At 66.8% G+C, this 23,106-nt stretch carries 21 protein-coding genes and 1 other RNA gene; 9 read left to right on the top strand and 13 right to left on the bottom strand.

Going from position 1 to position 23,106, the window contains the following annotated elements; all coding sequences use genetic code 11:
• Positions 1-17: 17 nt before the first annotated feature.
• The 8 genes from LQK81_RS07225 to LQK81_RS07190 form a co-directional block, all read right to left on the bottom strand.
• A complete protein-coding gene (locus tag LQK81_RS07225) occupies positions 18-1,634 on the bottom strand; it encodes a DegQ family serine endoprotease (protein ID WP_442967084.1) in 1,617 nt (538 codons plus the stop codon).
• Between the two features lie 225 nt (positions 1,635-1,859).
• The gene (locus LQK81_RS07220; protein WP_230804862.1) at positions 1,860-2,045 is read right to left on the bottom strand and encodes a DUF2065 domain-containing protein; all 186 of its coding nucleotides are present in this window, start codon (positions 2,043-2,045) and stop codon (positions 1,860-1,862) included.
• A gap of 11 nt (positions 2,046-2,056) precedes the next feature.
• Positions 2,057-2,995, bottom strand: a complete 939-nt coding sequence (hflC, locus tag LQK81_RS07215; RefSeq protein ID WP_230804860.1) for a protease modulator HflC — start codon at positions 2,993-2,995, stop codon at positions 2,057-2,059.
• On the bottom strand, positions 2,995-4,131 hold the full coding sequence (hflK, locus tag LQK81_RS07210) for an FtsH protease activity modulator HflK (RefSeq protein WP_230804858.1): 1,137 nt from the start codon (positions 4,129-4,131) through the stop codon (positions 2,995-2,997). Before hflK ends, hflC begins: the two co-directional genes overlap by 1 nt.
• Positions 4,132-4,300: 169 nt before the next feature.
• Positions 4,301-4,822 carry a dihydrofolate reductase gene (locus LQK81_RS07205; RefSeq protein WP_230804856.1) on the bottom strand — a complete coding sequence of 174 codons (522 nt, stop codon included), beginning with the start codon at positions 4,820-4,822 and terminating at the stop codon, positions 4,301-4,303.
• A gap of 29 nt (positions 4,823-4,851) precedes the next feature.
• A complete protein-coding gene (locus LQK81_RS07200; RefSeq protein WP_230804854.1) occupies positions 4,852-5,439 on the bottom strand; it encodes a glutathione S-transferase family protein in 588 nt (195 codons plus the stop codon).
• A 66-nt stretch (positions 5,440-5,505) separates the two neighbouring features.
• A complete protein-coding gene (locus LQK81_RS07195) occupies positions 5,506-6,300 on the bottom strand; it encodes a thymidylate synthase (RefSeq protein WP_230804852.1) in 795 nt (264 codons plus the stop codon).
• Positions 6,301-6,434: 134 nt separating this feature from the next.
• A complete protein-coding gene (locus tag LQK81_RS07190) occupies positions 6,435-6,746 on the bottom strand; it encodes a DUF2853 family protein (protein WP_230804850.1) in 312 nt (103 codons plus the stop codon).
• 181 nt (positions 6,747-6,927) lie between these two features.
• Between LQK81_RS07190 and ssrA the strand changes: the two genes are divergently transcribed.
• The 5 genes from ssrA (at position 6,928) to LQK81_RS07170 (ending at position 8,551) form a co-directional block, all read left to right on the top strand.
• Positions 6,928-7,286: a transfer-messenger RNA gene (gene ssrA / locus LQK81_RS07185) on the top strand.
• Positions 7,287-7,484: 198 nt separating this feature from the next.
• Positions 7,485-8,009, top strand: a complete 525-nt coding sequence (locus LQK81_RS07180) for an SspB family protein (protein WP_230804848.1) — start codon at positions 7,485-7,487, stop codon at positions 8,007-8,009.
• Between the two features lie 10 nt (positions 8,010-8,019).
• Positions 8,020-8,205 (top strand): DUF4169 family protein, encoded by a 186-nt coding sequence (locus tag LQK81_RS07175; RefSeq protein WP_230804847.1) that lies wholly within the window; start codon positions 8,020-8,022, stop codon positions 8,203-8,205.
• Positions 8,202-8,330 carry a hypothetical protein gene (locus tag LQK81_RS26225; protein WP_269064742.1) on the top strand — a complete coding sequence of 43 codons (129 nt, stop codon included), beginning with the start codon at positions 8,202-8,204 and terminating at the stop codon, positions 8,328-8,330. Before LQK81_RS07175 ends, LQK81_RS26225 begins: the two co-directional genes overlap by 4 nt.
• A complete protein-coding gene (locus LQK81_RS07170) occupies positions 8,327-8,551 on the top strand; it encodes a ribbon-helix-helix domain-containing protein (protein ID WP_230804846.1) in 225 nt (74 codons plus the stop codon). The genes LQK81_RS26225 and LQK81_RS07170 overlap by 4 nt, the downstream gene beginning before the upstream one ends.
• 38 nt (positions 8,552-8,589) lie before the next feature.
• On the opposite strand, the gene LQK81_RS07165 is transcribed toward LQK81_RS07170, so the two are convergent.
• Complete coding sequence (locus LQK81_RS07165) at positions 8,590-12,321, bottom strand: AsmA family protein (RefSeq protein ID WP_230804845.1); 3,732 nt, start codon at positions 12,319-12,321, stop codon at positions 8,590-8,592.
• 131 nt (positions 12,322-12,452) lie between these two features.
• Complete coding sequence (locus LQK81_RS07160; RefSeq protein WP_230804844.1) at positions 12,453-13,865, bottom strand: FAD-binding oxidoreductase; 1,413 nt, start codon at positions 13,863-13,865, stop codon at positions 12,453-12,455.
• Between the two features lie 167 nt (positions 13,866-14,032).
• Between LQK81_RS07160 and LQK81_RS07155 the strand changes: the two genes are divergently transcribed.
• Positions 14,033-14,266 (top strand): hypothetical protein, encoded by a 234-nt coding sequence (locus LQK81_RS07155; RefSeq protein WP_230804843.1) that lies wholly within the window; start codon positions 14,033-14,035, stop codon positions 14,264-14,266.
• Positions 14,267-14,347: 81 nt separating this feature from the next.
• Here LQK81_RS07155 and LQK81_RS07150 read toward each other — a convergent pair whose 3' ends face one another.
• From LQK81_RS07150 to LQK81_RS07140, 3 genes are all read right to left on the bottom strand, one after another.
• On the bottom strand, positions 14,348-16,045 hold the full coding sequence (locus LQK81_RS07150) for an MJ1477/TM1410 family putative glycoside hydrolase (protein WP_230804842.1): 1,698 nt from the start codon (positions 16,043-16,045) through the stop codon (positions 14,348-14,350).
• Between the two features lie 180 nt (positions 16,046-16,225).
• Entirely contained in the window at positions 16,226-19,414 is a 3,189-nt protein-coding gene (locus tag LQK81_RS07145; protein WP_230804841.1) for an efflux RND transporter permease subunit, read from the bottom strand.
• Positions 19,414-20,601, bottom strand: coding sequence for an efflux RND transporter periplasmic adaptor subunit (locus LQK81_RS07140; protein WP_230804840.1), 1,188 nt, complete (start codon positions 20,599-20,601; stop codon positions 19,414-19,416). Before LQK81_RS07140 ends, LQK81_RS07145 begins: the two co-directional genes overlap by 1 nt.
• Before the next feature lie 265 nt (positions 20,602-20,866).
• On the opposite strand from LQK81_RS07140, the gene LQK81_RS07135 reads away from it, so the two are divergent.
• The 3 genes from LQK81_RS07135 to LQK81_RS07125 all read left to right on the top strand — a co-directional run bounded on the left by LQK81_RS07135 (position 20,867) and on the right by LQK81_RS07125 (position 23,068).
• Positions 20,867-21,685, top strand: coding sequence for a cyclase family protein (locus LQK81_RS07135; protein WP_230804838.1), 819 nt, complete (start codon positions 20,867-20,869; stop codon positions 21,683-21,685).
• A 75-nt stretch (positions 21,686-21,760) separates the two neighbouring features.
• On the top strand, positions 21,761-22,168 hold the full coding sequence (locus tag LQK81_RS07130; RefSeq protein ID WP_230804836.1) for a carboxymuconolactone decarboxylase family protein: 408 nt from the start codon (positions 21,761-21,763) through the stop codon (positions 22,166-22,168).
• A 213-nt stretch (positions 22,169-22,381) separates the two neighbouring features.
• Positions 22,382-23,068 (top strand): L,D-transpeptidase, encoded by a 687-nt coding sequence (locus LQK81_RS07125; RefSeq protein WP_230804834.1) that lies wholly within the window; start codon positions 22,382-22,384, stop codon positions 23,066-23,068.
• The last annotated feature ends 38 nt before the right edge of the window (positions 23,069-23,106 follow it).

Here is a 23,106-nt window from a genome sequence, read left to right as displayed (position 1 = left end):
CACCCCGGCGTTGCGTCCTATTCGATGCGGACCGTGACGAAGCGCAAGGCGCCGGTCTTGTCGGCGAGCATCAGCAGCGCGTTGCGGCGGTCCTGCGATTTCAGCTCGCCGATGCGCTTGCTCACATCCTCGGGCGAGGACACGGCCTCCTGGCCGATCTCGACGATCACGTCGCCCGGCTGGACCCGCCGTTCGGCGGCAGCCGAGGCCCCGTCGACGGCGGTGACCACCACGCCCTTGACCGTATCGGCGATCGAGAAGGACTTGCGCGTCGCCTCGTCGAGCGCGCCGAGCGTCATGCCGAGAACGACGGGGGCCGCAGGCTGCGCCTGCCCGGGGGCCGCCTGGTCCTCCGGCTTCGCATCCGGCGTGGCCTTGGCTTCCGCGATCTTCTCGCCATCCTCCAGCCGGCCGAGGGTCACCTTGACGGTGACCTCCTTGTCGTCGCGGATCACCACCACGTCGACGGCCTTGCCGACCGGGCTTTCGGCCACCGCCCGCGGCAGGTCGCGCATCTCGACCACGTCCTTGCCGTCGAAACGGATGATCACGTCGCCCGTCTTCAGCACGCCGTTGTCCACCGGCCCGCCCTTGATGACGCCGGCCACCAGCGCCCCCTTCGCATCGGCCATGCCGAGGCTCTCGGCGATTTCGTCGGTCACCGGCTGGATGCGCACGCCGAGCCAGCCGCGGCGGGTCTCGCCGAATTCGCGCAACTGCCCGATCACGTTCTGCGCCAGTTCCGTCGGCACCGAGAAGCCGATGCCGATCGAGCCGCCCGACGGCGATATGATCGCCGTGTTGATGCCGATCACTTCGCCCTTCATGTTGAACAGCGGCCCGCCGGAATTGCCGCGGTTGATCGCGGCATCGGTCTGGATGAAGTTGTCGTAGGGCCCGGCATTGATGTTGCGGCCGCGCGCCGAGATGATGCCGACCGTCACCGAGCCGCCAAGGCCGAACGGGTTACCGATCGCCATCACCCAGTCGCCGATGCGCATCTGGCGGCTATCGCCGAAGGGCACCGCCACCAGCGGGTCCTTCGGTTCGACCTTCAGCAGCGCCAGGTCGGTCTTGCTGTCGACGCCGACGAGCGTGGCCTTCAGCTTCGAGCCGTCGGCGAAGTTCGCCTCGATGTCGTCGGCCCCCTCGATCACGTGGTTGTTGGTGACGATGAAGCCGGCCGGATCGATGACGAAGCCGGAGCCCAGCGAATTGACGGTGCGCGGCGCGTTGCCGCCCTCGCCTTCCTGGCCCTTGAAAAAGTCGTCGAAGAGGTCCTGGAACGGCGAGCCCTCCGGCACCTGCGGCGTCGGCGCGTCGTCGTCGGCCTTGACGTTCTGCGAGGTCGAGATGTTGACGACCGCGCCGAGCAGGCGTTCGGCGAGATCTGCGACCGACTCCGGCCCCTGCGGCGACTGCAGCGGCGCCATCGCCGGCGGCTGGATCGCGCCGCCCGGCGGCGGCGGTGCCGGCGTTCCGGCCGGAGGCGTCGGCTGCACAGCACCTTGCGGTGCGATCTGCGCCTGTGCATGCGCGGCCGCGAACGGCAGCGCCGTGCCCGCGACGAGCACCGAAAGCGCCGTCGCCAGCACCCGCGTGCCGTAGTGTCGTGACCTGCTGCTCGATGCCATCTGCGCTGTCCTTTCGCTTCGCTGGACCCTCAATCATCGCCATGGATGCGGCGGAATTGGGGATATTGGAACCGCCGGACCGCGGCCGTCCAGCCGTCGTCCGTTAAATCTTCGTGATCGGCCCGCGATCAGGCCGCAGCCCCTGCCGGACAGATGCGCCGGTGGGGCGGCATCCCGCAATCGCACCGCCCGCCTTATCCACAAGGCACTCCACCAGGCACGCGCCTAGCCCCGGATCAGCCAGACGAGGCCGACGCCGAGCGCGATGGAACCGAGGCCGAAGAGGCGCAGTTGCGCCTCCGGGACCGTCGGCAGCAGCGCCGCCATTCGCTTCAAGGACGAAGGGGCCAGTGCGTACACCAGCCCCTCGATCACCAGAAAGAATGCGAACCCCGTCAGCAAATCCGCCATGGTCCTGCGGATCACTCCGCCGGCGGGGGAGCCGCCGGTGCAGCAGGCGCCGGAGCGCCGGCTGCGGCAGCGCCGCCGTTGACGTCGCCGAAGTAACGGAAGAACTCCGAATCCGGCGACAGCACCAGCGTCGTGTCGGAGACGCCGAGGCTCTGCCGGTAGGCCTCCATCGAACGGTAGAAGCCGAAGAAGCCCGGATCGCGTTCGAAGGCCTCGCCGAAGACGCGGTTGCGTTCGGCGTCGCCCTGGCCCCGGATGATCTCCGATTCGCGGCGGGCCTCGGCCACGATCTCGACGACCTGGCGGTCGGCGATGGCGCGGCGGGTCTGGCCCTGCTCGTTACCGCGGGCGCGGATGAGCTCGGCCTCGGCGAGACGCTCGGCCTTCATGCGCTCGAAGGTCTGCTGCGAGACTTCCTGCGTCAGGTCGGTGCGGCGGATCCTGACGTCGGAGATCGTCAGACCGAGGTTTTCCGCATCCGGCGTCAGTTCGTTGCGCACTTCACGCATCATCGAGGCGCGCTCTTCCGACAGGGCGGCCTCGAAACCGCGCAGACCGTAGACGCGGCGCAGCGCTGCGTCGAGACGCGTGCGAAGCCGCGCCTCGGCCGCATCGCGGTCGGCCGAGACGGCCTCGCGGAAGCGGCGCGCATCGCTGATGTGATAGACGACGAAGGCATCGACTTCATAGAACTTGCCGCCCGAAACCTGGACGCGGATGTTGTCCAGGTCGAAGCGCAGCGCCTGATCGGAAACGTAGGTCACGCGGTCGGCGTCCATGAAGGCGAAGGGCAGCTTGAAATAGATGCCCGGCTCGGTCTTCACCGACTGGATCTCGCCGAAGCGGACGACGATCGCCTGCTCGCGGGCATTGACGATGAACACCGACGAATAGACGAGGAACAGGACGACGGCGATGCCGACGAGGATGGCTGGCAAACGGCTTCCCATCACTGCGTACCTCCCTGTCCCTGGCCCTGGATCTGACCCTGCGCCTGGCCCGGCGGAGTTCTGCTGAGCTCGTTGAGCGGAAGGAAGGGCACGACGCCCTGGCCACCCTGCTTTTCGTCGATGACGACGGTCTTGGAGCCCTTCAGGACGCCCTCCATGGTTTCAAGGAACATGCGCTGGCGGGTCACGTCGGGTGCCAGCCGGTACTGGTCGTAGATCGAGATGAAGCGCTGCGCCTCGCCTTCCGCCTCGTTGACGACGCGGTTCTTGTAGGCGGCCGCCTCTTCGCGGATCTGCGCGGCCTGACCGCGGGCAAGACCGAGCTTTTGGTTGGAGTACTGGTTCGCCTCTTCGACGAAACGGTCCTCGTCCTGCTCGGCGCGCTGCACTTCGTCGAACGCGTCGGCCACTTCGCGCGGCGGGGCCGCATCCTCGATCGCGACGGTGTTGACGGAGATGCCGGCGCCGTACCCGTCCATCGTCGCCTGGATCGTCGCCTTTACGGCTTCCGCGATCGCCTGGCGGTTGTCGCGGAAGATGTCCTGGGCGGGCCTGCGGCCGACGACCTCGCGCATCGCGCTTTCGGACACCTGCTGCAAGGTGGAGGACGGGTTTTCGAGATTGAACAGATAGGCGCGCGGATCGGTGACCGAATAGAGCACCGAGAACTGCACGTTGACGATGTTCTGGTCGCCGGACAGCATCAGGCCGCTGTCCTCGGCGTTCACCGAGGCGCCCTTGCGGCCGATGTTCTGCTGCTGCTCGGTGATCGTCACCATCTCGACGGTTTCAAACGGCCAGAAATGGAAGTGCAGGCCGGGCATGGAGACCTCGTCCTTCGGCTTGCCGAAACGCAGTTCGACGCCGCGCTCGTCCGGCTGGACGGTGTAGATCGAGTTCATCAGCCAGAACACGCCGATCAGCAGTGCCGCGATGACGAAGATGCCGCCGTTGAAGCCACCGGGAACCACGTTCTTCAGCTGGTCCTGTCCGCGCCGGATGATCTCCTCGAGATCCGGCGGACCGCCACTGCCGTTGCCGCGGGGGCGGTTCGGTCCCTGCCCCCATGGTCCCTGATTGTTGCCGCCGCCGCCCCCCCAAGGGCCGCCGCCGCCATTCTGATTGCTCCAGGGCATCAATACCTCTTTCTCTGGAATCTCCCGCTCTCATGCGGCACGGCAGTGCCGCGGTCACATGATGTGAACCCGTTATATGTATCCCCCATGCGGCTTTCAACGGAGGCGGCCCAACTTCCGGCGCAGATGCGGCAAAATAGTTCGTGAACAGGGCTTTAGAAGGCTAAAATCACGTCGAATTCCGCCGCGCATAGGTCAGGAAGTGCATCCGGTGGCTATCCTTCTCCCCTTGCGGGATCTCCTCCTCGGTCACGACCTCGAAGACCTCGGGATCGATCGCGGGGAAACGGGTGTCGCCCTCGACCTCGGCCTGCACTTCCGTGACATGGATGGCATCGGCCTCCGCGATGGTCTGGCGGTAGATGTCGCCGCCGCCGATGATGCAGATCTCGTCGGCGGCGAGCGCCTGCGCCTCGCGCCGGGCATAGACCAGCGCCTCGTCCACCGAGCGGGCCACGATGATGCCGTCGGGGCGGAAGGCGGTGTCGCGCGTGACGACGATGTTCGGCCGTCCCGGCAGCGGCCGGCCGATCGACTGGTAAGTCCGCCGACCCATTACCACCGGCTTTCCGATCGTCAGCCGCCTGAAACGCTTCAGGTCCGACGGCAGCCGCCACGGCAGGTCGCCGTCGCGCCCGATCACGCCATTCAGCGCCGCGGCCACCACCAGGACGATCTTCGGCTCACTCATGCCCGCACCTCTTGCCATGCCGGTTCATGCTATCCATTCTCCCGCGCCTGCGCGCGGGCCAGCGCCGGGCGCCCCGCCATGCGGCCAATATAGGCGTCGACGGCCGGGCTGTCCGGCAGGATGCCGCGGAACCACATCAGCGAGCTTGAAAGGATCACGTCGACCGCGCAGGGCTGTTCGCCGATGAGGTAGGGCTGGCGCGCCAGCGTCGCGATGAAGCGCTCCGCCATCGCCTGGTAGAGGCGCGCGGCCTCCGCATTGCTCGCTGTCCAGCCGCTCATGTGCCCGATCGCCGCGGGCTCGGCGACGCCCGAATAGTAGGAGAGCCAGGAAAGATACGGCCCGCGCTCCGGCGTGCCGATGTCCCGCCCCATCTCGCAGCCGGGGAAGAGATCCGTCAGGTAGAGCGCGATCGCCGTCGATTCGGTCACCACCGTGCCGTTGTGGATCAGCGCCGGCACCTGGCCGTGCGGATGCGGATTGTCCGGATCGGGCCCGCCGGAGCCGTCGGCGCGACGGATATTGACGAGGCGGATGTCGTAGTCCGCCTCCAGTTCCTCCAGCAGCCAGAGCATGCGAAACGAGCGCGACTGCCGCGCATGCACGAGCGTGAGCATGGTATCCTCCCTTTGCCGGCCAAAAGCGCTCCAGAGTCCGGGACCCGGAGCCGCCCCGGACTGCGACTAGACCGCGATCGGCGCCTTGATGCTCGCGTCGGCCTCGTAGCCCACGAGCTCGAAATCCTCGTACCGGAAGGCAAAGAGATCCTTCACCGCCGGGTTGAGCTTCATGAACGGCAGCGGCTTCGGCGTGCGCCCGAGCTGCCGTTCGGCCTGCTCGAAATGGTTCGAATAGATATGTGCATCGCCCAGCGTATGGACGAAATCCCCCGGCAACAGATCGGTCACCTGCGCCACCATCATCGTCAGCAGCGCATAGGAGGCGATGTTGAACGGCACGCCGAGGAAGATATCGGCCGAGCGCTGGTAGAGCTGGCAGGAGAGACGGCCGTCGCCGACATAGAACTGGAACAAGCAATGGCAGGGCGGCAGCGCCATCTCGTCGACGAGCGCCGGGTTCCAGGCGGAGACGATATGGCGGCGCGAGTGCGGGTTCTTGCGGATGCTGTCGACGACGGCTGCGATCTGGTCGATGTGACGCCCGTCCGGCGCCGGCCAGGAGCGCCACTGGTAGCCGTAGACCGGCCCCAGGTCGCCGTTCTCGTCGGCCCATTCGTCCCAGATGGTGACGCCGTTGTCGCGCAGATAGGCGACATTGGTGTCTCCCTGCAGGAACCACAGCAGTTCGTGGATGATCGAGCGCAGATGCAGCTTCTTCGTCGTAAGCACCGGGAAGCCCTCCGACAGGTCGAAGCGCATCTGGTGGCCGAAGACCGAGCGCGTGCCCGTGCCGGTCCTGTCGGAACGGTTCGTGCCGTTCGTCATCACGTGGCTGAGAAGGTCGAGATACTGCTTCATGGGTCGGTCGCCGATTCTGGTGTCGCTCCTAATCTAGGGCGAGCGCGGCCTGCGACCAACGGCAAAAGGGAAGTTTCCAGTTCTTTTGGGCCTGCCGGCCAGGACCGGCCGGCAGGCGACCTGAAAGGCCCGGCTCAGGCGAGCGCGCCGAGCTTGTCCAGTTCCTTGGCGGTGAGATAGTAGAAGGTGACGCGCGACTTCGTGCGGTCGTCGGCCATGGCGGCACAGACCTTCTCCACGGCCTTGTCGGCGGCGTCGCCGGTCACGCCGAGCTTCTTGCCGCACCATTTTTCCTTCACCCGATCCAGTTCCTCAGGGTCCGAGCAGGAGACGAGCGAGGAATCGCGGTTGCGCAACGCGATCCCCAGGTGACTGACGATCTTCTTCACGACGGCCTCGTCGGCGCCACTGTCATACTTGCGAACATCTGCCAGATAGTCGGTCATGCTGTCTCCTCTGTCAGTTGGCCCGGCAGGCCGGGTCGATATGAGAGCAATCCGATGTGTGAATGGATTCATTGCTCTAGGGTCAACGGCGGCAGTGTTTCACGCAAAGATGGCAAGTCAAGCGCAATCCCGCGCGCAAGCCGGTTTTCAACCGTCCGGCTGCCTCAAAAAATGTCACAAAGACCTTTTCTTGGGCCCCGGAAGCGCCTATATCTCTGCTGCTGCCTCGTGCAGCTATGGCAATAAACGGGCGGTGTAATAAACCCATTGGACCCGGGGGCGGTACCCGGCGCCTCCACCAAAAACCGATCTTTCGCGGATCGGCTTTTGATGGGGGCGAAATAGGATCGACAAGGGCGTAAAGATCGACTTTTTGCTCGGCATTGTACCACCGTTATCGGGCTAAAATTGTAGTTGCAAACGACAACTATGCTGAAGCACGTCTCGCTGCCTAACGGCGGTGCGACACTTCAAATCAAGCCCTTGCGGGTAGCACCGTAAGGCGGGGTCCGAAGGCACCTGGCAACAGAAGCCTTCACCTTCTCCCCTCTTTCGAAATGGTTTATAGCTGTCATTCGGGATGACTCGCAGCAGGCGAACGCGCAGGCGCGTGCCGGAGGAATGCTGGAGGAATAACCGGCCGGAAACGGCCGATCGCGTTTGACGCCGGCGCCGGTTTTCGGCAAAAGGCAAAAAAATGCGAACAGACATGTGAAACAGCAGGAAAGACGGGCTCTGATGGCGCAAGACCACATCCGCTACGACATACTCGCCCAGGACGCGCTTCGCAGCGTCATCCGCAAAGTCTTGAGCGAAGTGGCGGCAACGGGCCACCTCCCCGGCGATCATCATTTCTTCATCACCTTCCTCACCGGCGCGCCGGGCGTGCGCATCTCGCAGCACCTGAAGTCCAAGTATCCCGAGCAGATGACCATCGTCATCCAGCACCAGTTCTGGGAGCTGAAGGTCACCGAGAGCCTGTTCGAGATCGGCCTTTCCTTCTCCGACACGCCTGAAAAGCTCGTGATCCCCTTCAACGCCATTCGCGGCTTCTACGACCCCTCGGTCAGCTTCGAGCTCGAATTCGACGTCGCAGCCGGCGAGGACGAGGAAGAGGACGAAGCCGATACCGCCGAGATCACCGCCTATCCGCTCGAGAAGGCCCCGGAAGGCAACGGCGAGACCGCAGCCACCGGCGACGACGGCGACAAGAAGCCCGGCGGTTCCGTCGTTTCGCTCGATTCCTTCCGCAAGAAGAACTGATGGAGGCGGCATGAGCGGCGACGTCGTCAATCTCCGCCAGTTCCGCAAGCAGAAGGCCCGCTCCGACAAGGAGCGACAGGCCGAACAGAACCGTATCGCCCACGGCCGCACCAAGGCGGAAAAGAACCTTACCCGCGCCCTGAACGACAAGGCCGAGAAGTCGCTGGATCAGGGACGGATCGAAAAGCCGGAATGACCGGAGCCGTAAAAGCGCCGCGCATCAGGGACTTGCGGCCTTTGCCTGGTTCGATCCGCGAACTCCCTGATCAGATCGAAAGCGGCCAGATCGAAGCCGGCCAGATCGAAAGCGAGACGCGGTGATCCGCAAGCATTCCGCCACCCTGCACGGCCACCGCACCAGCTTCAGCCTGGAGGAGCCATTCTGGCTGGAACTCAAGGCCATCGCCGCCACCCGGGAGATGGCGCTTGCCGAACTGCTCTGCGAAATCGACGACGCCCGCCCGCCGGGCAGCAACCTGTCCTCTGCATTGCGCGTCTATGTGCTCGACACGCTGAAGCGGAAGGGCGATCCCCACGGCTGAGGCGAGTTCGGCACGGCCCGCGCAGGCACGGCGGGCCCTCAATTCACCCCGGGAAGCGAATCGAAATTGAGGCGTTGGCCGCTGACCGGCGGCAACGGCTCGCGCACGACGCCCTCCTCGGGAGCGACACGGAATCCGCCCTCGGGCTCGGCCTGCTGCCGCCTCTCCGCGGCCTGCTTCTCCGCGGCCCGGCGCTCCGCCTCCAGCCTCGCGCGCTCCGCAGCCCGCTGGCGTTCGATCTCCAGCCGCGCCGCCTCGCGCCGGCGCTCCTCCTCCAGCATCTGCAGGCGCATGGCTTCGGCCAGCGCCGCCCTCTGCTCGGCGCGCGAGCGATAGAGCGCCGCCTCGCGGCGCAGCCGCTGCTTTTCCAGCATGCTCGACTGCAATATCTCCACCCGCCGCCGCTCGCGCTCGAAGCGACGGAGCGAGAGGTAGTTGGTCAGCGGCTGCGCATCCAGGCGCACCCGCGGCGCGGCAAGCGGCCCCTCGAAGACGAGCGCCACTTCGGGCTCGCCGCCGGTCATCGCCTCCTCGCCGGCCCGCAGGCGCATCAGGAGTTGGCCCTGCAAGGTCCGCTCGGCCAGGCCGATCTCGGCGGCACCGTTGAAGTTCGCCGCCCCGTCGGCGCCTGTGATCGTATCGGCCCGCACCCGGCCCGAAGCGATCGTGAACGGGATGTTGACGGTGCCGAGCGAGACGTCGCCGCCGAGCGCCTGCTCGCGCGCGATCGCCTCGACGCTGCCGACGCCGATCTCGCCGTCGATCGCGTCCGCCGCAGAAAGGATCGCAGCGAAACCGCCGCTCTTGATCCCCCGCAGCCGCAAGTCCTCGAGTTGCGCCTCGCCCGAGCCGCTCGCCGCCGATACCATGTCGGCGATGCTCGCGCCGGAAGCGTCCAGCGCCAGGTTCACGAAGGCCTTGCCCTCTGCCACCGGTCCGCCCTCGCCGCTCCAGACGAGCTGCGAAAGCGCCGCACCCGCGAGCGTCACCCGCGCCTCCAGAAGACCGTTGGCTCCGGCATTCGCCAGTTTCAGCCGGCCGCCGACCCTGCCGCCGAGCCAGTCGCCGCCGATTTCCTCCAGCGCCAGGTCGCCGCCGGTCCAGGCGAGCCTCGCCGCGAAATTCTCGACCGGGCCATAGAGCCCCGTCCAGAACCGGCCGGCGGCAAGCCGCAGCCGGAAGTCGGCGTTCTCGCGTGCCGGGCTGCCGATCGCGGCACGGCTGAACCCGAGCCCCTCCAGGTCATCGACGGGACCGAGGACCGCTTCCGCAAGCCATCCGAGATCGACGGTGTCGAAGGTCAGGCTGCCCGTCCCCTTGGGGATCTCGGCCGACCGATCGAACACAAGCTCGCCCGAGACGCCGTTACGGTAGACCGTGCCCGCGATGTCGGCAAGGCGGACCGTGCCGGCGTCGACGATCGCCCTCGCCTTCAACGCCACCGGAAGGCCGGTGCCGGTCTGCGGCAGCACGATGTCGTTCATCATCAGATAGGGCTCGATGTCGCCGGCTTCGGCCGACAGGCCCAGCTCGCCCTGGAGGAAATGCTCCGCCGAAAGGTTCGCCGTTCCCTCCGCCGTGATGGAGGTGCCGGCCGTCGTAAAGGCAAAATCGAGATCGGCGGCCGCACCGGCTGCGGGCTGCGCGACCTTGATCGCGACGGTGCCGTCCGCCTCGCCGTCGAACGGCAGCGGCTGGAGGCCGAGTTGGCCGGCCAGCACCACCGTCCGCGGATTTGTGAGGGTCGCCTCGGCCTCGAAATTGCCGCCCGAGAGGAAGTCGCCGAATTCGCCGACGGAGGCCCGCGCCTCGACGCGCCCGCCATTGGCCGTTCCGGACAGGATCAGGCCGATCGGCCCGTTGCGGTTGCCCGGCAGGGCCAGCGTCATCTTCAGGTCGGCGTCGTCATAGTAGCCGGCGCTCGCGACGAGGCGCGCGAGAGCCGGATGCGCAGGCAGGTGCCGTTCGAGCATCTCCATGACCGGCCGCATCTGCTCTGCCCGCATCGACAGGTCCAGCCCCGCCGAGGGCAGGGCCAGCGTGCCGCCGAGTTGCCCCTTGACCGATACGGACGCACCGGCAACCGAGCCGATATCCAGCCGGCTGACGCTCAGGGCGCCGTCCTTCAGCGTCAGCAGCGCATCGACGGTGCGCGCCTCCTCGCCGAAGGCGGTGAACCGCTCGGCCTTCAGGTCGAGCGCGATCGAATGGCCAAGCAGCACGTCGGCGGAGGCCTCGCCAGCCACGAGCCCTGCCAGGGCCCGGAGCGTCTCGAGCTCGACCGCGTCGCCGCCGAGCTGGATCGAAAGGCTGGGCGCCTCGTCAGCCGGTGACAGGCGCTCGATCCGGCCCTTCAGCGTCGCGCCGCCGGCGGCGATTTCAAGGTTGTCGAAACGCTGGACCAGGTCGGTCAGCTGGACTTCCGCGGCAAAGCCCGCACTGCGCAGCCTGCGGATCTCGGGATCCACCGAACCGGCGACCCAGGCGGCAAAGCCGGACGGCTGATTCGAGGCCACCAGCAGGTCGCCGACGAAGGCGCGCGTGCCCTTGAGCGTCAGCCGCCCCTTCGCGTCCACGGTGGTGCGGCCGGGAAACTGCGCGGTGCCGCGCGCCACCGTCCAGCCGTCGCCGTCCGGCTCCACGTCGAGCATGACGTCGCGAATGGTGGTGTCGCCGACGACGATCGCCGGCAGCTTCAGGCTCGCCCGCCCCGGCACCTGCGGCACCGGTATGTCCGCCAGGATCGAAAGCAGCCCCTCCAGGCGCTGGCGCGCCGGGGTCTGCGCGTTCCGTCCCGTCTTGCCCTGCTCGCCGTTGCGGCCGATCCGGCTGACGTCGATCTGCTGGCCGTCGGCGATCAGCAGGAACTCCGGCTGCCTGCCGGTATCGAGCGTCGCCTCCCCGGTGACGAGATAGGGATCCGCCGGATCGCCGGCCTGGAGATTGTAACGGGGAACGCGCAGGCGGTCGTTGGAAAGCTCGAAGTCTCCGGCAACGCGGATCGGGTTCGCCACCGGCTTGCCGTCGGCCGCCGGCTTCTGCCCCAGCGCGAAGGTGCCCCGATACTGCGGCCGGAAATCGACGACCTCCAGGTCGCCGTCGAGATCGACGGCAAAGCCGATCTGGTCGGGGACGATGCGGGCCTTCATCTTCAGGATGCCGCGCTCGTCGGTCTGCCCGGTCGAGATCTGGAAGGCGCCGGCGTTACCGTCGAGCACGCCGCGGCCGTCGATCCGCCAGGGCCCGTTCAGCGAGCGGGCGGACATCCTGGCGTCGAGGGTGCTGATGCGGCGCGTGCGGCCGGCCTGTTCGTCGATGAACTCGATCTCGCCGCCGGTCACGGCCACGTTCTCGAGCACGACGGTCTTGGCCGGAATGTCGGACTTGCGCCCGCGCGCCCAGTCGAGCGTGCCGTCGGCCATCAGCTTCAGGCGGACCTTCGGCTCGTCGATGCGCATGTCGAAGATCAGCGCCTCGCCGCTCAGGAACGGCGCCAGCTCCGCATCCATCGAGAACCGGCGAATGGTGACGGCCGCATCGCCCTCGGCGTCCTCGCCGACGCGGACGTCGTGCAGGGTGACGGAGGGAAAGGGGATGAGCCTTGCATCCACCTTGCCGTGGACGACGACGGTGCGGCCGACGATGCGGCTCGCCTCGCGCTCGAAATCCTGCCGGAATCCCGTCCAGTCGATGAAATACGGGGCCAGCAGTGCGCCGAACAGCGCCAGCACGACCAGACCGCCAATCGCCAACATCACACGTGCGAGCACGCTGCCAATCCCGACACTACCGACACACGCTTGCCGCCGGGAGCGGGCCTACGTTCATGTCCATTTCCATACCCGGCGTATCTTCCGCCCTCGTATCCTCTACGACTATAGGCAGATGCTGGGCCCATGTCTCACCCCAAGCGAAAAATCTTTCCGGGGTTGAGGATGTTGTCGGGATCGAGCGCCCGCTTGATCTGCCGCATGACGTCCACCGCCTCGCCCAGCTCCCGCGGCAGGAAGGCCTGCTTGCCCTGGCCGATGCCGTGCTCGCCGGTGCAGGTGCCGTCCATCGACAGCGCCCGCGCGTTCAGCCGGCCGACGAAGGCCTCGACCTTCTGGATCTCGCCTGGGTCTTGGTCGTCGAAGACGACGCTGACGTGGAAATTGCCGTCGCCGGCGTGCCCGACGATCGGCGCCAGCAGGCCGTGCTGCTCGATGTCGGCCTCCGTCTCCGCCACGCAGTCGGCAAGCCGCGAGATCGGCACGCAGACGTCGGTGGCAAGCACCGCCGCACCGGCGCGCAAGGCCTTGGCGGCCCAGTAGACGTTGTGGCGTGCCTTCCAGAGCCGCGCCCGCTCGTCGGCATCCGCCGTCCACTGGAAGTCGCCGCCGCCGCATTCCGACGCGACCTCGCCGAACTGCCGCGATTGCAGAGCGACGCTCTCCTCGCTCCCGTGGAACTCGACGAACAGGGTCGGCTGCTCGGGCAGGCTGAGGCCGGAATAGGCGTTGCAGGCCTTGATCTGCAGCGTATTGACGAGCTCGATGCGGGCCACCGGAATGCCGAGCTGGATCGTCATGATCACCGCGTTGCAGGCATCCTTCAGCGTCGGGAACCCACAGATGCCGCCGGCGATCATCTCCGGGATGCCCTGCAAGCGCAGGGTGACGGAGGTGAGCACGCCGAGCGTGCCTTCCGAGCCGACATAGAGCCGCGTCAGGTCGTAGCCGGCCGACGACTTTCGTGCCCGCCTGGCCGTCCGGATCTCCTCGCCCCTGGCCGTCACGACACTCACCGCCAGCACGTTATCCTTCATCGTGCCGTAGCGGACCGCATTGGTGCCGGAAGCGCGCGTCGAGGCCATGCCGCCGATCGAGGCGTTCGCGCCCGGGTCGATCGGAAAGAACAGGCCGGTGTCGCGCAGATAGGCGTTCAGTTCCTCGCGCGTGATGCCGGGCTCCACCGTGCAATCGAGATCCTCGGCGTTCACTTCAAGAACGCGATTCATCCGACTGAAATCGATGGAGATGCCGCCATGCGGCGCGTTGACCTGCCCCTCCAGCGAAGACCCGGTGCCGAAGGGGATGACCGGAACCCTGTGCTCGGCGCAAAGCCGCACTGCGGTCGCCACGTCTTCCTTGCTCTGCGCGAACAGCACGCCGTCGGCCGGCTGCGCCGGAATATAGGTGGTCGTGTGGGCATGCTGCGCGCGGATCGCCTCCCCGGTCTGGAACCGGTCCCCGAAGACCTGCCGGAAGGCCGAGACCGCCGTTGCGATCGCCTCCTCGTTCCGCAACCCCGTCCTGATATCCGAAAGCGCCATGATCGTCCTCCGCTGCATGTCCGCCCGCCATATGGGCGACCCGCAGTGCTTCTGTCCAGAGCCGTTTCGCAAGCCCTCCACGCTGCCGCATGCTTATGTAATTAGTTTGTAATATACAACGCGATGGCGGATAATTGCAGCCGTTGATGGAAAGAGGAGCGCAAGCCATGAGCCAGCGCAGCGTCTGGACAATCATCGCCATCGTCATCCTTCTGGCGATCCTGACGGTCGGCTACCGGATCACCGGCGAAAGAGGGACGACCGAGACCACGGCCATGCCCCCGCCCCCGTCGAGCGAACAGACGGGATCGACGACCACGGGCACCACAGCGCCCGCGACCGACATGGCGGCGGAACCGAAACCGGTCGAGGGTACGCAGCAGCCGGCAACGGGCAACTGACATCGTCGCGATCCGCCATCTTACCACGGCGGGGTGCCCCACGCATTGCCGCGGGGGCTGCCCCGTTGACGCTCGATACGGTCAGAAGATCAGGAAATCCGCCGCCGTGAGGTCGAGGCCCGCCTCCAGTCGCGCGAACCGGACGGCGTCTCCCCTGCCCGAACCGTCGGCGTCATAGAAGAGATCGCCGCTCCGGCTGTGGTAGAAGACCCGGTCGCCCGCATCCTGCGCCTCCGCCCCGACGGCGAAAGCCGATCTTGCGAGTTGGCCGGTCTTCAGCGCCGCAAACACGTCGTCGTCGAGCAGGATGCGGTCCTGCGAGACGTCGAAATCGGCGATCCTGTCCACATTGCCCTTGCCCGGCTTCGTGTCGAAGACGAACTGGTCCCTCCCCGATCCGCCGGCAAGGCTGTCCTTTCCTGAACCGCCCTTGAGCCGGTCGTCGCCGCCGCCGCCGAGAAGCGTGTCGGCGCCGCTCCCGCCCGAAAGCGTGTCGTTGCCCGTGCCGCCGGAAAGCCTGTCGTCTCCGGAGCCGCCACTGAGCGTATCCTTGCCGGATCCACCGTTGAGGCGGTCGTCGCCGCTGCCGCCATAGAGGCGGTCGTTGCCGGCGCCGCCGAGCAGGTGATCCCTGCCGGCATTGCCGTAGAGCGTGTCGCTGCCGGCGCGCCCGTCCACCCGGTCGTTGCCGGAAAGCGCCTCGATCCTGTCGGCGAGCTTCGAGCCGCGCAGCGTGTCGGACCCGGCGGTCGGCCTGATATAGGCGGGATCGCCGTCATGGGTGCCGACCAGGCGGTCGAGATCGCGCTCAGGTGCCGCGAAGGGAACAAAGCCGTCCTCGAGCGCCAGCTTGTTGAACTGCGCGACCCGCTTGCTGCCATTGACATAGTCGACCGCGAAGACCGGCTTGTCGTTCTTGAGGAAATCCCGCTTGAGGATCGCGATCGTCTCCTCGTCCGGATCGAGCCGGTTGTTCTCGTCTGCGTCGCCGCCATAGTAGAGGTCCTCGACGCCGATGCCCCCGATCGCATCCAGATAGGCCGTCTTGCGCGCGGTGTCGGAGCCGAGATCGTTGATGATCCAGGCGCCGTTCTGCGGGATGACGAAGAAGTCCGGATTGGTCTCGCGCGCGTGCTCCGTCAGCGCGACGATGAAATCGACCATGCGCTGCGCCGCCTGCTTGACGTTCTTCGGATCGCCCGCCTCCCGGTCCCTGTCGGCGACTTCGGCGCCCCAGAAGTAGTAGCCGTCGACGATGTCGAGATAGGCCGCGTCGAAGCCGGCCTTGACGATGGCGTCGAGCTCGCCGGTCTTCCTGTCGTTGAAGATGATCTTCTGCCAGTCCGGATCCCAGTACCGGACCTTGCGTGATTCCGGCCAGTCCGGATTGAGCGGCCCGAGCCAGTCGGGCGCCTTGCCGGTCAATTTGTCGGGGGCATCGCCGCCCGTGGTCCACTCATCGCGCCAGTAGCCGCGGAAATCCGAAGCCTCGCCGATCGAGACGTAGGAGACGACGACCGACCGGCCGCCCATGCCGTCCTTCATGCGGGCGATCTCGTCATGCGAGAACCGGCCGGCAGTCGTGCCGTCGCGCGAAGCGTCGATCACCAGCAGGTCGTGGGTCGCCCGGGCGAGCAGGTCGGCCTTGGCCGCCTTGCCGTTCAGCCCCTGCAGGGCATAGCCCCAGTTGTCGACCGTGACGGTCCCCGTGGACGTCCTGAATTTCACCATTACACTGCCCGATCCCGTCTTGTCCTGCGCGCCCGACCGGCCCGCCATCAGGCGAGATCACGGCGGAGCGTTCCTGGGGATGAATACGACGCGAATGCTAACGGAATACGGCGTGCAACCGGCAAATGCAAAAAAGGTTGCCAAGATGTGAAGGGCATGGCCCGGCAGGCGGCCGACCCAGCGGAGATTCTTTCGGCGGCCGCGCAACGCCGTCCGCCGGCGCCTGCCTCACTCCGCGGCCTGCGCCGGCGGCGGCAGCAACTCGCGCCCCTCCGCCTCGATCGCCTTGGGCTTGAGGCCGGCAGCGGCCTCCATCTCGGTCCGCAGCCGCCGTTCCTCGTCCGCATGCGGCTTGGCGAAGCGCGCCATGGCGAGATAGGCGACCGGCGTCAGGTAGAGCGTGACGACGGCGGCAAGGCCGAGGCCGCCCACGAGCACCCAGCCAAGCGCGATGCGGGCTTCGGCACCCGCACCGCTCGCAAGGACCAGCGGCAGGGCGCCGACGACGGTCGCGATCATGGTCATCATCACCGGCCGCAGGCGGATGTTGGACGCGTTCTCGATCGCGCTGCGCACGTCCTGCCCGCGATCGCGCAACTGGTTGGCGAATTCGACGATTAGGATGCCGTTCTTGGCCATGATGCCGACGAGCAGGACCAGGCCGATCTGGCTGTAGATGTTCAGCGAGGTCCCCGTCAGGATCATGGCGAAGATGGCGCAGGCCAGCCCCAGCGGCACCGTCGTCATGATGATCAGCGCGCTGACGACGCTTTCGAACTGGGCGGCTAGGACGAGGAAGATGATGACGAGCGCGAAGCCGAAGGTGATGACCAGGCCGTTGGTGTTCTCGTCGAGCGTCGCGGCCTCGGCCATCGGGATGAGGCGGGAGCCCGGCGGCAGCAGCGGCTCGGCCATCTGCTCCACCATCGCCAGCGCATCGCCGAGCGCCAGCCCGCTCTTCAGCCCCGCCGAAAGCGAGACGGCCCGCAACTGCTGTTCGCGGGAGAGCTGCGGCGCCACCGCCTTTTCCTCCAGCGACGCGATCGACGACATCGGCACGATCTTGCCGTCGCCGGTCTTGAGGAAGATGTTTTCCAGGTCGGTCGGATCGTTCACCGGGTTCGTGGTGGACGAGATGACGACCGGATAGGCCTGCCCCTCCACATAGACGTCGACGATGCTCGTACCCTCGAGAATGGCCTTGAGCGCCGCCGAGAGCCCGTTGATATCGACGCCGAGGTCGGAGGCCCGCTCGCGGTCGATGGTGACGGAAAGCTGCGCTTGGTTCGCCTCGTAGTTCAGCCGCACATTCTCGAACCGGCCGCTGTCCTCGATCTGCCGGACAAGCTCGGCCGCCGCCCGTCCGAGCTTTTCGTAATTGTTGCCGACGAGCGCCACCTGCAGGCCGTTGCCGGCGCCACGGATGCCGAGGCTGTTGGGCTGGATGGCAAAGGCGCGCACCGAAGGCACCCCGGCCGCCGCCGCATTGATGTCGGCGACGATCTGCTGCTGGGTGCGTTCGCGTTCGCCCCAGGGGGCGAGCGTGAGCACCATGAAGCCGTTGTTGGTGGAACTGCCCTGCCCCGAGACGGAATAGATGTTGACGATCTCGCCCTTGTCGTAGAGCGGGCGCAGCCTGTCCTCGATCAGGCGCATCTGGTCCTGCGCGTATTCGAGCGAGACGCCCTGCGGCGCCTGGATGCGCATCATCACCAGCGAGCGGTCCTCGCTGGGGGTCAGTTCGGATTTCAGCGACAGGAACGATCCGGCGCCGAAGGCAGTGAACAGAAGCGCCACGGCGAAGACGACCATGGGCGCGTTGAGGCAGGCGTTCAGCGAGCTGCGATAGAAGCCGGCGCAGAGATCGCCGAACCGCCCGAGGATGCCGCCATGGCCATGTTCGACATTCTCCTTCGTCAGCATGCGCGAGGCGAGCATCGGGCACAGCGTCAGCGCGACGAAGCCCGACAGGAGCAGCGCGAAGGCGAGCACGAAGCCGAATTCGCGGAAGAGCCGGCCGGTCTGGCCCGGCAGGAAGGACAGCGGCACGAACACCGCGCACAGCGTCGCCGTGGTGGCGATGACGGCGAAGAACACCTCCAGCGTCCCGAGCACGGCGGCCGCCCGCGGGCCGAGCCCTTCGGTGCGGCGGCGCACGATGTTCTCCAGCACCACGATCGCGTCGTCCACGACGAGGCCGGTGGCCAATACGATCGCCAGCAGCGTCAGGATGTTGATCGAGAAGCCGGCGAGGTAGATCGCCGCGATGGTGCCGATCAGGGCAATCGGCATCGAGATCGTCGGAATGAGCGTCGCCCGCCAGTCGAGCAGGAAGAGATAGATCACCAGCGTCACGATGATCACCGCGACCGCGAGCGCGATCTCCACCTCGTGCAGCGCACCCTCGATGAAGACTGCGTCGTCGCTCGTCACCCTGAGTTCCGTGCCCTCGGGCAGGATCGCCTTCAACTGCTCGACGGTGGCGCGGATGCCCGCGGAAATGTCGAGCGTGTTCGACTGCGCCTGGCGGATGATGCCGAGCCCGATGCCCGGCTTTCCGTTCGAGCGCAGCGCCGTGGTGCCGTCATCGGGTCCCAGCGTGATCGTCGCGAGATCGCCGAGCCGGACGCGGTTCTGCAGCAGCAGGTTCTCGAAGTCCTCCGGCTTGGCAAGGTCCGCCGTCGCCCGCACGGTGATGTCCTGGTTCATGCTGGTGAGCGAACCGGCCGGCACGTCGAAGGAGGCCGTCGCCAGCGCATCGCGCAGGTCGGCGATGGTCAGCCCGCGGCTGGCGAGCTTTGCCTGGTCGATATCGACGCGGAAGACCTTCTCCTGCTCGCCCGAAACGTCCACGTCGGCGACGCCCTCGACGGCTGCGAGCCGGTCGGTGACCTCATTCTCGGCAAGAAGCGTCAGGTCCTCCATCGACAGGCGGTCGGAGGTGAGCGCCAGCCGCATGATCGGCTGGCTGTCGGCATCGGCCTTGACGACGCGCGGTTCCTCGGCGCCGTCGGGGATCTGGTTCGCCACCCGCCCCAGCGCGTCGCGCACGTCGTTGGCGGCCTGGCTGACATCGGTCGTGTCGGAAAACTGCAGGGTGACGCGGCTGCGCGCGAAGGACGACGAGGAGGAGATGTCCTTGATCCCCTGCACCCGCGACACCGCGCCCTCGATGACATCCGTCAGCTCGCGATCGACCGTCTCCGGCGAGGCGCCCTCGAATTCGGTGGAGATGCTGATGACCGGCTGGTCGACGGACGGCAGTTCGCGAATTTCCACGCCGTTGAAGGCGGCAAGCCCGGCCACGACGATCAGGGTGTTGACGACGAGCCCGAAGATCGGCCGGCGCACGAACAGCGCGGTGAAACCGCCCTGCCCGCCACGGATGTCGGTCGCTGCATCGTCCTTTGCCGCCATCACGTGCCCTCCGCGGCGGCGGGCTCGCGCGCCCTGTTTTCCGCCCCCATCACCTTGACATCGGCGTCGTCGCGCAGCCGCTGCAGGCCCTCGGTCGCCACGACCTCGTTCTCGGCGAGTTCGGCATCGACGAGCACCCGGTCGGGATTGCGCTGGATGATCTTCACCGGCACCTTCTGCGCCTTGTCGCCGGCGATCCGCCAGACGTAGGAGCCGTCGGCGCTCCACTGCAGCGCCAGCGGGTCGACGCTCGGATAGCGGTCGCCCTCGAAATGCATGCTGACGGAGAATGACATGCCGGCACGCAGAACGTCCTCGGGGTTGTCGATCCGCGCACGGATCCTCAGCGTGCGGCTCGCCTGGTCGATGCGGTTGTCGATCGCCTGGACCGAGCCGGTGAACACTTCGCCCGGCCGCGCGACCGCGGTGGCGGAAATCGGCCCGCCGACACGCACTTTTGTGGCAAATCGCTCCGGCACCCAGAAATCGACGAGAATGTCGGAACGGTCGTCGACCCGGGCGATCTCGCTCGAGGTCGTGACGTAGTCGCCGACATTGACGAGGATGATGCCGACCACGCCGTCGAAGGGCGCGTTGATGTCACGGCGGTGCAGGTCGAGTTCGGCCTTCTGCAGCGCCAGTTCCGCCGCCTTCAGCTCGTCGCGCGCGTCCTGGATCGCAACATCGGTGACGGCCGCGGCCGCCTTGAGGTTTTCGTAGCGCTTCAGCTTGTCTTCCGCCCGGTCGCGGGTCAGGCGCGCCTGGTCGGCGGCGATCCGCTGCTCGTCGTTGTCGAGGCGCGCCATCACCTGTCCCTGCGCCACCCGGTCGCCGGACTTCACGAGGACCTCGATGAGGTTGCCGGTGGAATAGGGCGTCACGATCACGGAGCGGACCGCCTCGCCGTCGCCGATCGCGTTCAGCCGGTCGTTGACGACCGCGAGTTCGACGGGCCTCGTCACGACGAGCGCCGGCCCGCCGAAGCCGCCGGCCTGGCGACGGCCGCCACCGCCCTGCCCCTGCCCGCCCTCGCCCGCATCGGCGGCCGGAGTCACCCAGGAAACGACCCCGTCAGGAATGCCTGCAGCCTTCAGGGTATCGGCTGCGCCGGGCGCGAGCCGTCCCCAGACGACGATGCCGACGCCAACGACGGCGAGGCTCACAAGCACTTGCTTCCAAACGCGCATCCAGAACTCCGGACATGACACGGCCATCCGCCTTCAGGGCGGTTCGCCGAACGGGCCAAGTATCATGCCTGTCCCATGAACCGGCAATGAAAGAATGCGATCATTACGCAATTGTAAGGATCGCGCGAAAATTCGTTCGCTACCGGTACCGGTTGCAGGATTCCGCTGTGCTGACGGCGCCCCGCCCGCTTGGTAGCCTTCGCATCGGCGAACCGGGTTCGCCTTGTTTTGGAGACGGTGTATCTTTTTCGAAAAGGGGACTGCGATGTGCAACGCTTGTGTGATCGAGACGGTCAGGAAGAACATGCTTTCCAGGCGCAACCTGTTTCGCGCCGCCGCTGCCGGAGCGGCCACGGCTGCCGTGGCGGCCACCGGTGCCCTCAGCCCGGCGCTTGCCGCCGCGCCGACCAAGGTGACGGACCTGACCCACGAACTCTATGAGGAATTTCCGACCTATTTCGGCCCGCAGCAGTTCTTCCGCGAGCAGAAGTTCAACTTCAAGGAACATTCGTTCAATCTCTTCGAACTGCGCTACGGCGAGCACACGGGCACGCATCTGGACGCGCCGCTGCATTTTTCCGCCGACGGCCTCTCGGTCGCAGAGATCCCGGTCGAGAACCTCGTCGTGCCGCTCGTCGTCATCGATATTCGCGAAAGGGCCGCGGCCGACCCGGACGCGCAGCTGACGCCCGACGACATCAAGGCCTGGACGGCGGCCAACGGCGACATCCCGGACAATGCCTGCGTCGCCCTGAACTCCGGCTGGGCGCAGCATCTCGGCACCGACAAGTTCCGCAACGCGGACGCCGACGGCAAGATGCACTTTCCCGGCCTCCACGCCGAGGCGGTCGAGGCCCTGCTGCAGACGAAGGCGGCCGGCATCGCCGTCGACACGCTCTCGCTCGACTACGGTCCCTCGCCGGATTTCGCCGCCCACAACATCTGGCTTCCGGCCGGCCGCTGGGGCCTCGAGGCCATCGCCAATCTCGACAGCCTGCCGGCAACGGGCGCCACGCTCGTCGTCGGCGCCCCCAAGGTGCGCGGCGGCACGGGCGGCCCGTCCCGCGTGATCGCCCTTGTCTGAGGTCTGGTCCGGATCGGCGGCCACCGCCGCCGGTCCGATCCGCATGAAAAGCCCGCATCGAAAGGAAGCGACGCCATGAGCACCGTCAAGCCCGCAGCCGACCTTGAAGCCGATCCGCGCGTCAAGGCCGTCTTCGACGACATCCGCGCCACGCGCAAATCCGACTTCATCAACAACATGTGGCGCTATCTCGCCTTCGACCCGGCACTGCTCGAAAGCACATGGCGCGACGTCAAGGCCGTCATGGCAACGCCTTCAGTGCTCGATCCGCTGGTCAAGGAGATGCTCTACATCGCCGTCTCGGCCACGAACGGATGCAGCTACTGCGTCCATTCCCACACGGCGGCGGCGAAGGCCAAGGGCATGGACGAGATCCAGCACGCCGAGCTTCTCTCGATCATCTCGCTGGCAGCAAGGACCAACCAGCTCGCCACCGCCCTGCAGGTCCCCGTCGACCGCGCCTTCGACGCAGACCGCAACTAGCCACGAGGCCGGATCCTGGAAGCAGCGTTGCCGAAGCGCACCACCGGCGCGCGGACATGCGCCTCCAGCCGGTTTTGGCGGACTGCTTCCCTTGATGCAGCGGCGTTCGCCGTGACAAAGATGTGATCGCAGTCCCGTCTTGCGTTCGCGCAGACAATCCCGTTACGGATTTCCGACCTCACGCCAACCATCCCTTGAAAGACCTGCACTAAAATGACGTTCACCTCCCGGAGATCGTTCCTGCTGACAGCAGCCTCGATGGCGCTGGCAGGCTGCTCCACCTCCCTGCCCGCCCGCAACGCGCCCGTCCCGGTCGCCCCCCGCCGCCCCATCATCCCGCCGAGCGACGCGGAATTGCAGGTCATGTACGGCCCGGTCGAGGACGGCGGCTTCCTGATCCCCGCGGTTCCCTTTCAGGAGATCGACCCGAAATTCTACCGCCAACGTGTAATCGACCCGACCGGCGAGCCGGCAGGCACCGTCGTCGTCGACACGCCCAACCGCTTCCTCTACGTCGTCGAACCCGGCGGCACGGCGATGCGCTACGGCGTCGGCATCGGCCGCGAAGGCTTCGCCTGGCAGGGCCAGGGCATCATCCACTGGCGCCAGCCCTGGCCGCGCTGGAAGCCGCCGAACGAGATGATCGCCCGGCAGCCGGAACTGGCCAGATATTCCATCGAGAACGGCGGCATGGAGCCGGGCCTGAAGAACCCGCTCGGTGCGCGTGCGCTCTACATTTTCCAGAACGGCCAGGACACGCTCTACCGCCTGCACGGCACCCGGGAATGGCGCTCGATCGGCAAGGCGGTCTCCTCAGGCTGCGTTCGCCTGATGAATCAGGACGTCATCGACCTCTATGGCCGTGTGAAGTACCACGCACCGATCGTCGTCTACCAGTAGGCGGCCCGTTTTCCTCCGATCCGGTCGCCCCGCAAGCC

Origin of the sequence: Rhizobium sp. GN54, assembly GCF_021026345.1 — a bacterium.
Classification (GTDB): domain Bacteria; phylum Pseudomonadota; class Alphaproteobacteria; order Rhizobiales; family Rhizobiaceae; genus Mycoplana.
The sequence above is the reverse complement of the archived record's forward strand: the minus strand, read 5'-3'. Positions and strand labels throughout refer to the sequence as shown.

What these genes read in the sequence shown, in the direction of transcription:
- LQK81_RS07225 (WP_442967084.1), bottom strand. Translation starts at nt 1,634, where the DNA reads ATGGCATCGAGCAGCAGGTCACGACACTACGGCACGCGGGTGCTGGCG.
- LQK81_RS07220 (WP_230804862.1), bottom strand. Translation starts at nt 2,045, where the DNA reads ATGGCGGATTTGCTGACGGGGTTCGCATTCTTTCTGGTGATCGAGGGG.
- hflC (WP_230804860.1), bottom strand. Translation starts at nt 2,995, where the DNA reads ATGGGAAGCCGTTTGCCAGCCATCCTCGTCGGCATCGCCGTCGTCCTG.
- hflK (WP_230804858.1), bottom strand. Translation starts at nt 4,131, where the DNA reads ATGCCCTGGAGCAATCAGAATGGCGGCGGCGGCCCTTGGGGGGGCGGC.
- LQK81_RS07205 (WP_230804856.1), bottom strand. Translation starts at nt 4,822, where the DNA reads ATGAGTGAGCCGAAGATCGTCCTGGTGGTGGCCGCGGCGCTGAATGGC.
- LQK81_RS07200 (WP_230804854.1), bottom strand. Translation starts at nt 5,439, where the DNA reads ATGCTCACGCTCGTGCATGCGCGGCAGTCGCGCTCGTTTCGCATGCTC.
- LQK81_RS07195 (WP_230804852.1), bottom strand. Translation starts at nt 6,300, where the DNA reads ATGAAGCAGTATCTCGACCTTCTCAGCCACGTGATGACGAACGGCACG.
- LQK81_RS07190 (WP_230804850.1), bottom strand. Translation starts at nt 6,746, where the DNA reads ATGACCGACTATCTGGCAGATGTTCGCAAGTATGACAGTGGCGCCGAC.
- LQK81_RS07180 (WP_230804848.1), top strand. Translation starts at nt 7,485, where the DNA reads ATGGCGCAAGACCACATCCGCTACGACATACTCGCCCAGGACGCGCTT.
- LQK81_RS07175 (WP_230804847.1), top strand. Translation starts at nt 8,020, where the DNA reads ATGAGCGGCGACGTCGTCAATCTCCGCCAGTTCCGCAAGCAGAAGGCC.
- LQK81_RS26225 (WP_269064742.1), top strand. Translation starts at nt 8,202, where the DNA reads ATGACCGGAGCCGTAAAAGCGCCGCGCATCAGGGACTTGCGGCCTTTG.
- LQK81_RS07160 (WP_230804844.1), bottom strand. Translation starts at nt 13,865, where the DNA reads ATGGCGCTTTCGGATATCAGGACGGGGTTGCGGAACGAGGAGGCGATC.
- LQK81_RS07155 (WP_230804843.1), top strand. Translation starts at nt 14,033, where the DNA reads ATGAGCCAGCGCAGCGTCTGGACAATCATCGCCATCGTCATCCTTCTG.
- LQK81_RS07150 (WP_230804842.1), bottom strand. Translation starts at nt 16,045, where the DNA reads ATGGCGGGCCGGTCGGGCGCGCAGGACAAGACGGGATCGGGCAGTGTA.
- LQK81_RS07145 (WP_230804841.1), bottom strand. Translation starts at nt 19,414, where the DNA reads ATGGCGGCAAAGGACGATGCAGCGACCGACATCCGTGGCGGGCAGGGC.
- LQK81_RS07140 (WP_230804840.1), bottom strand. Translation starts at nt 20,601, where the DNA reads ATGCGCGTTTGGAAGCAAGTGCTTGTGAGCCTCGCCGTCGTTGGCGTC.
- LQK81_RS07135 (WP_230804838.1), top strand. Translation starts at nt 20,867, where the DNA reads ATGTGCAACGCTTGTGTGATCGAGACGGTCAGGAAGAACATGCTTTCC.
- LQK81_RS07130 (WP_230804836.1), top strand. Translation starts at nt 21,761, where the DNA reads ATGAGCACCGTCAAGCCCGCAGCCGACCTTGAAGCCGATCCGCGCGTC.
- LQK81_RS07125 (WP_230804834.1), top strand. Translation starts at nt 22,382, where the DNA reads ATGACGTTCACCTCCCGGAGATCGTTCCTGCTGACAGCAGCCTCGATG.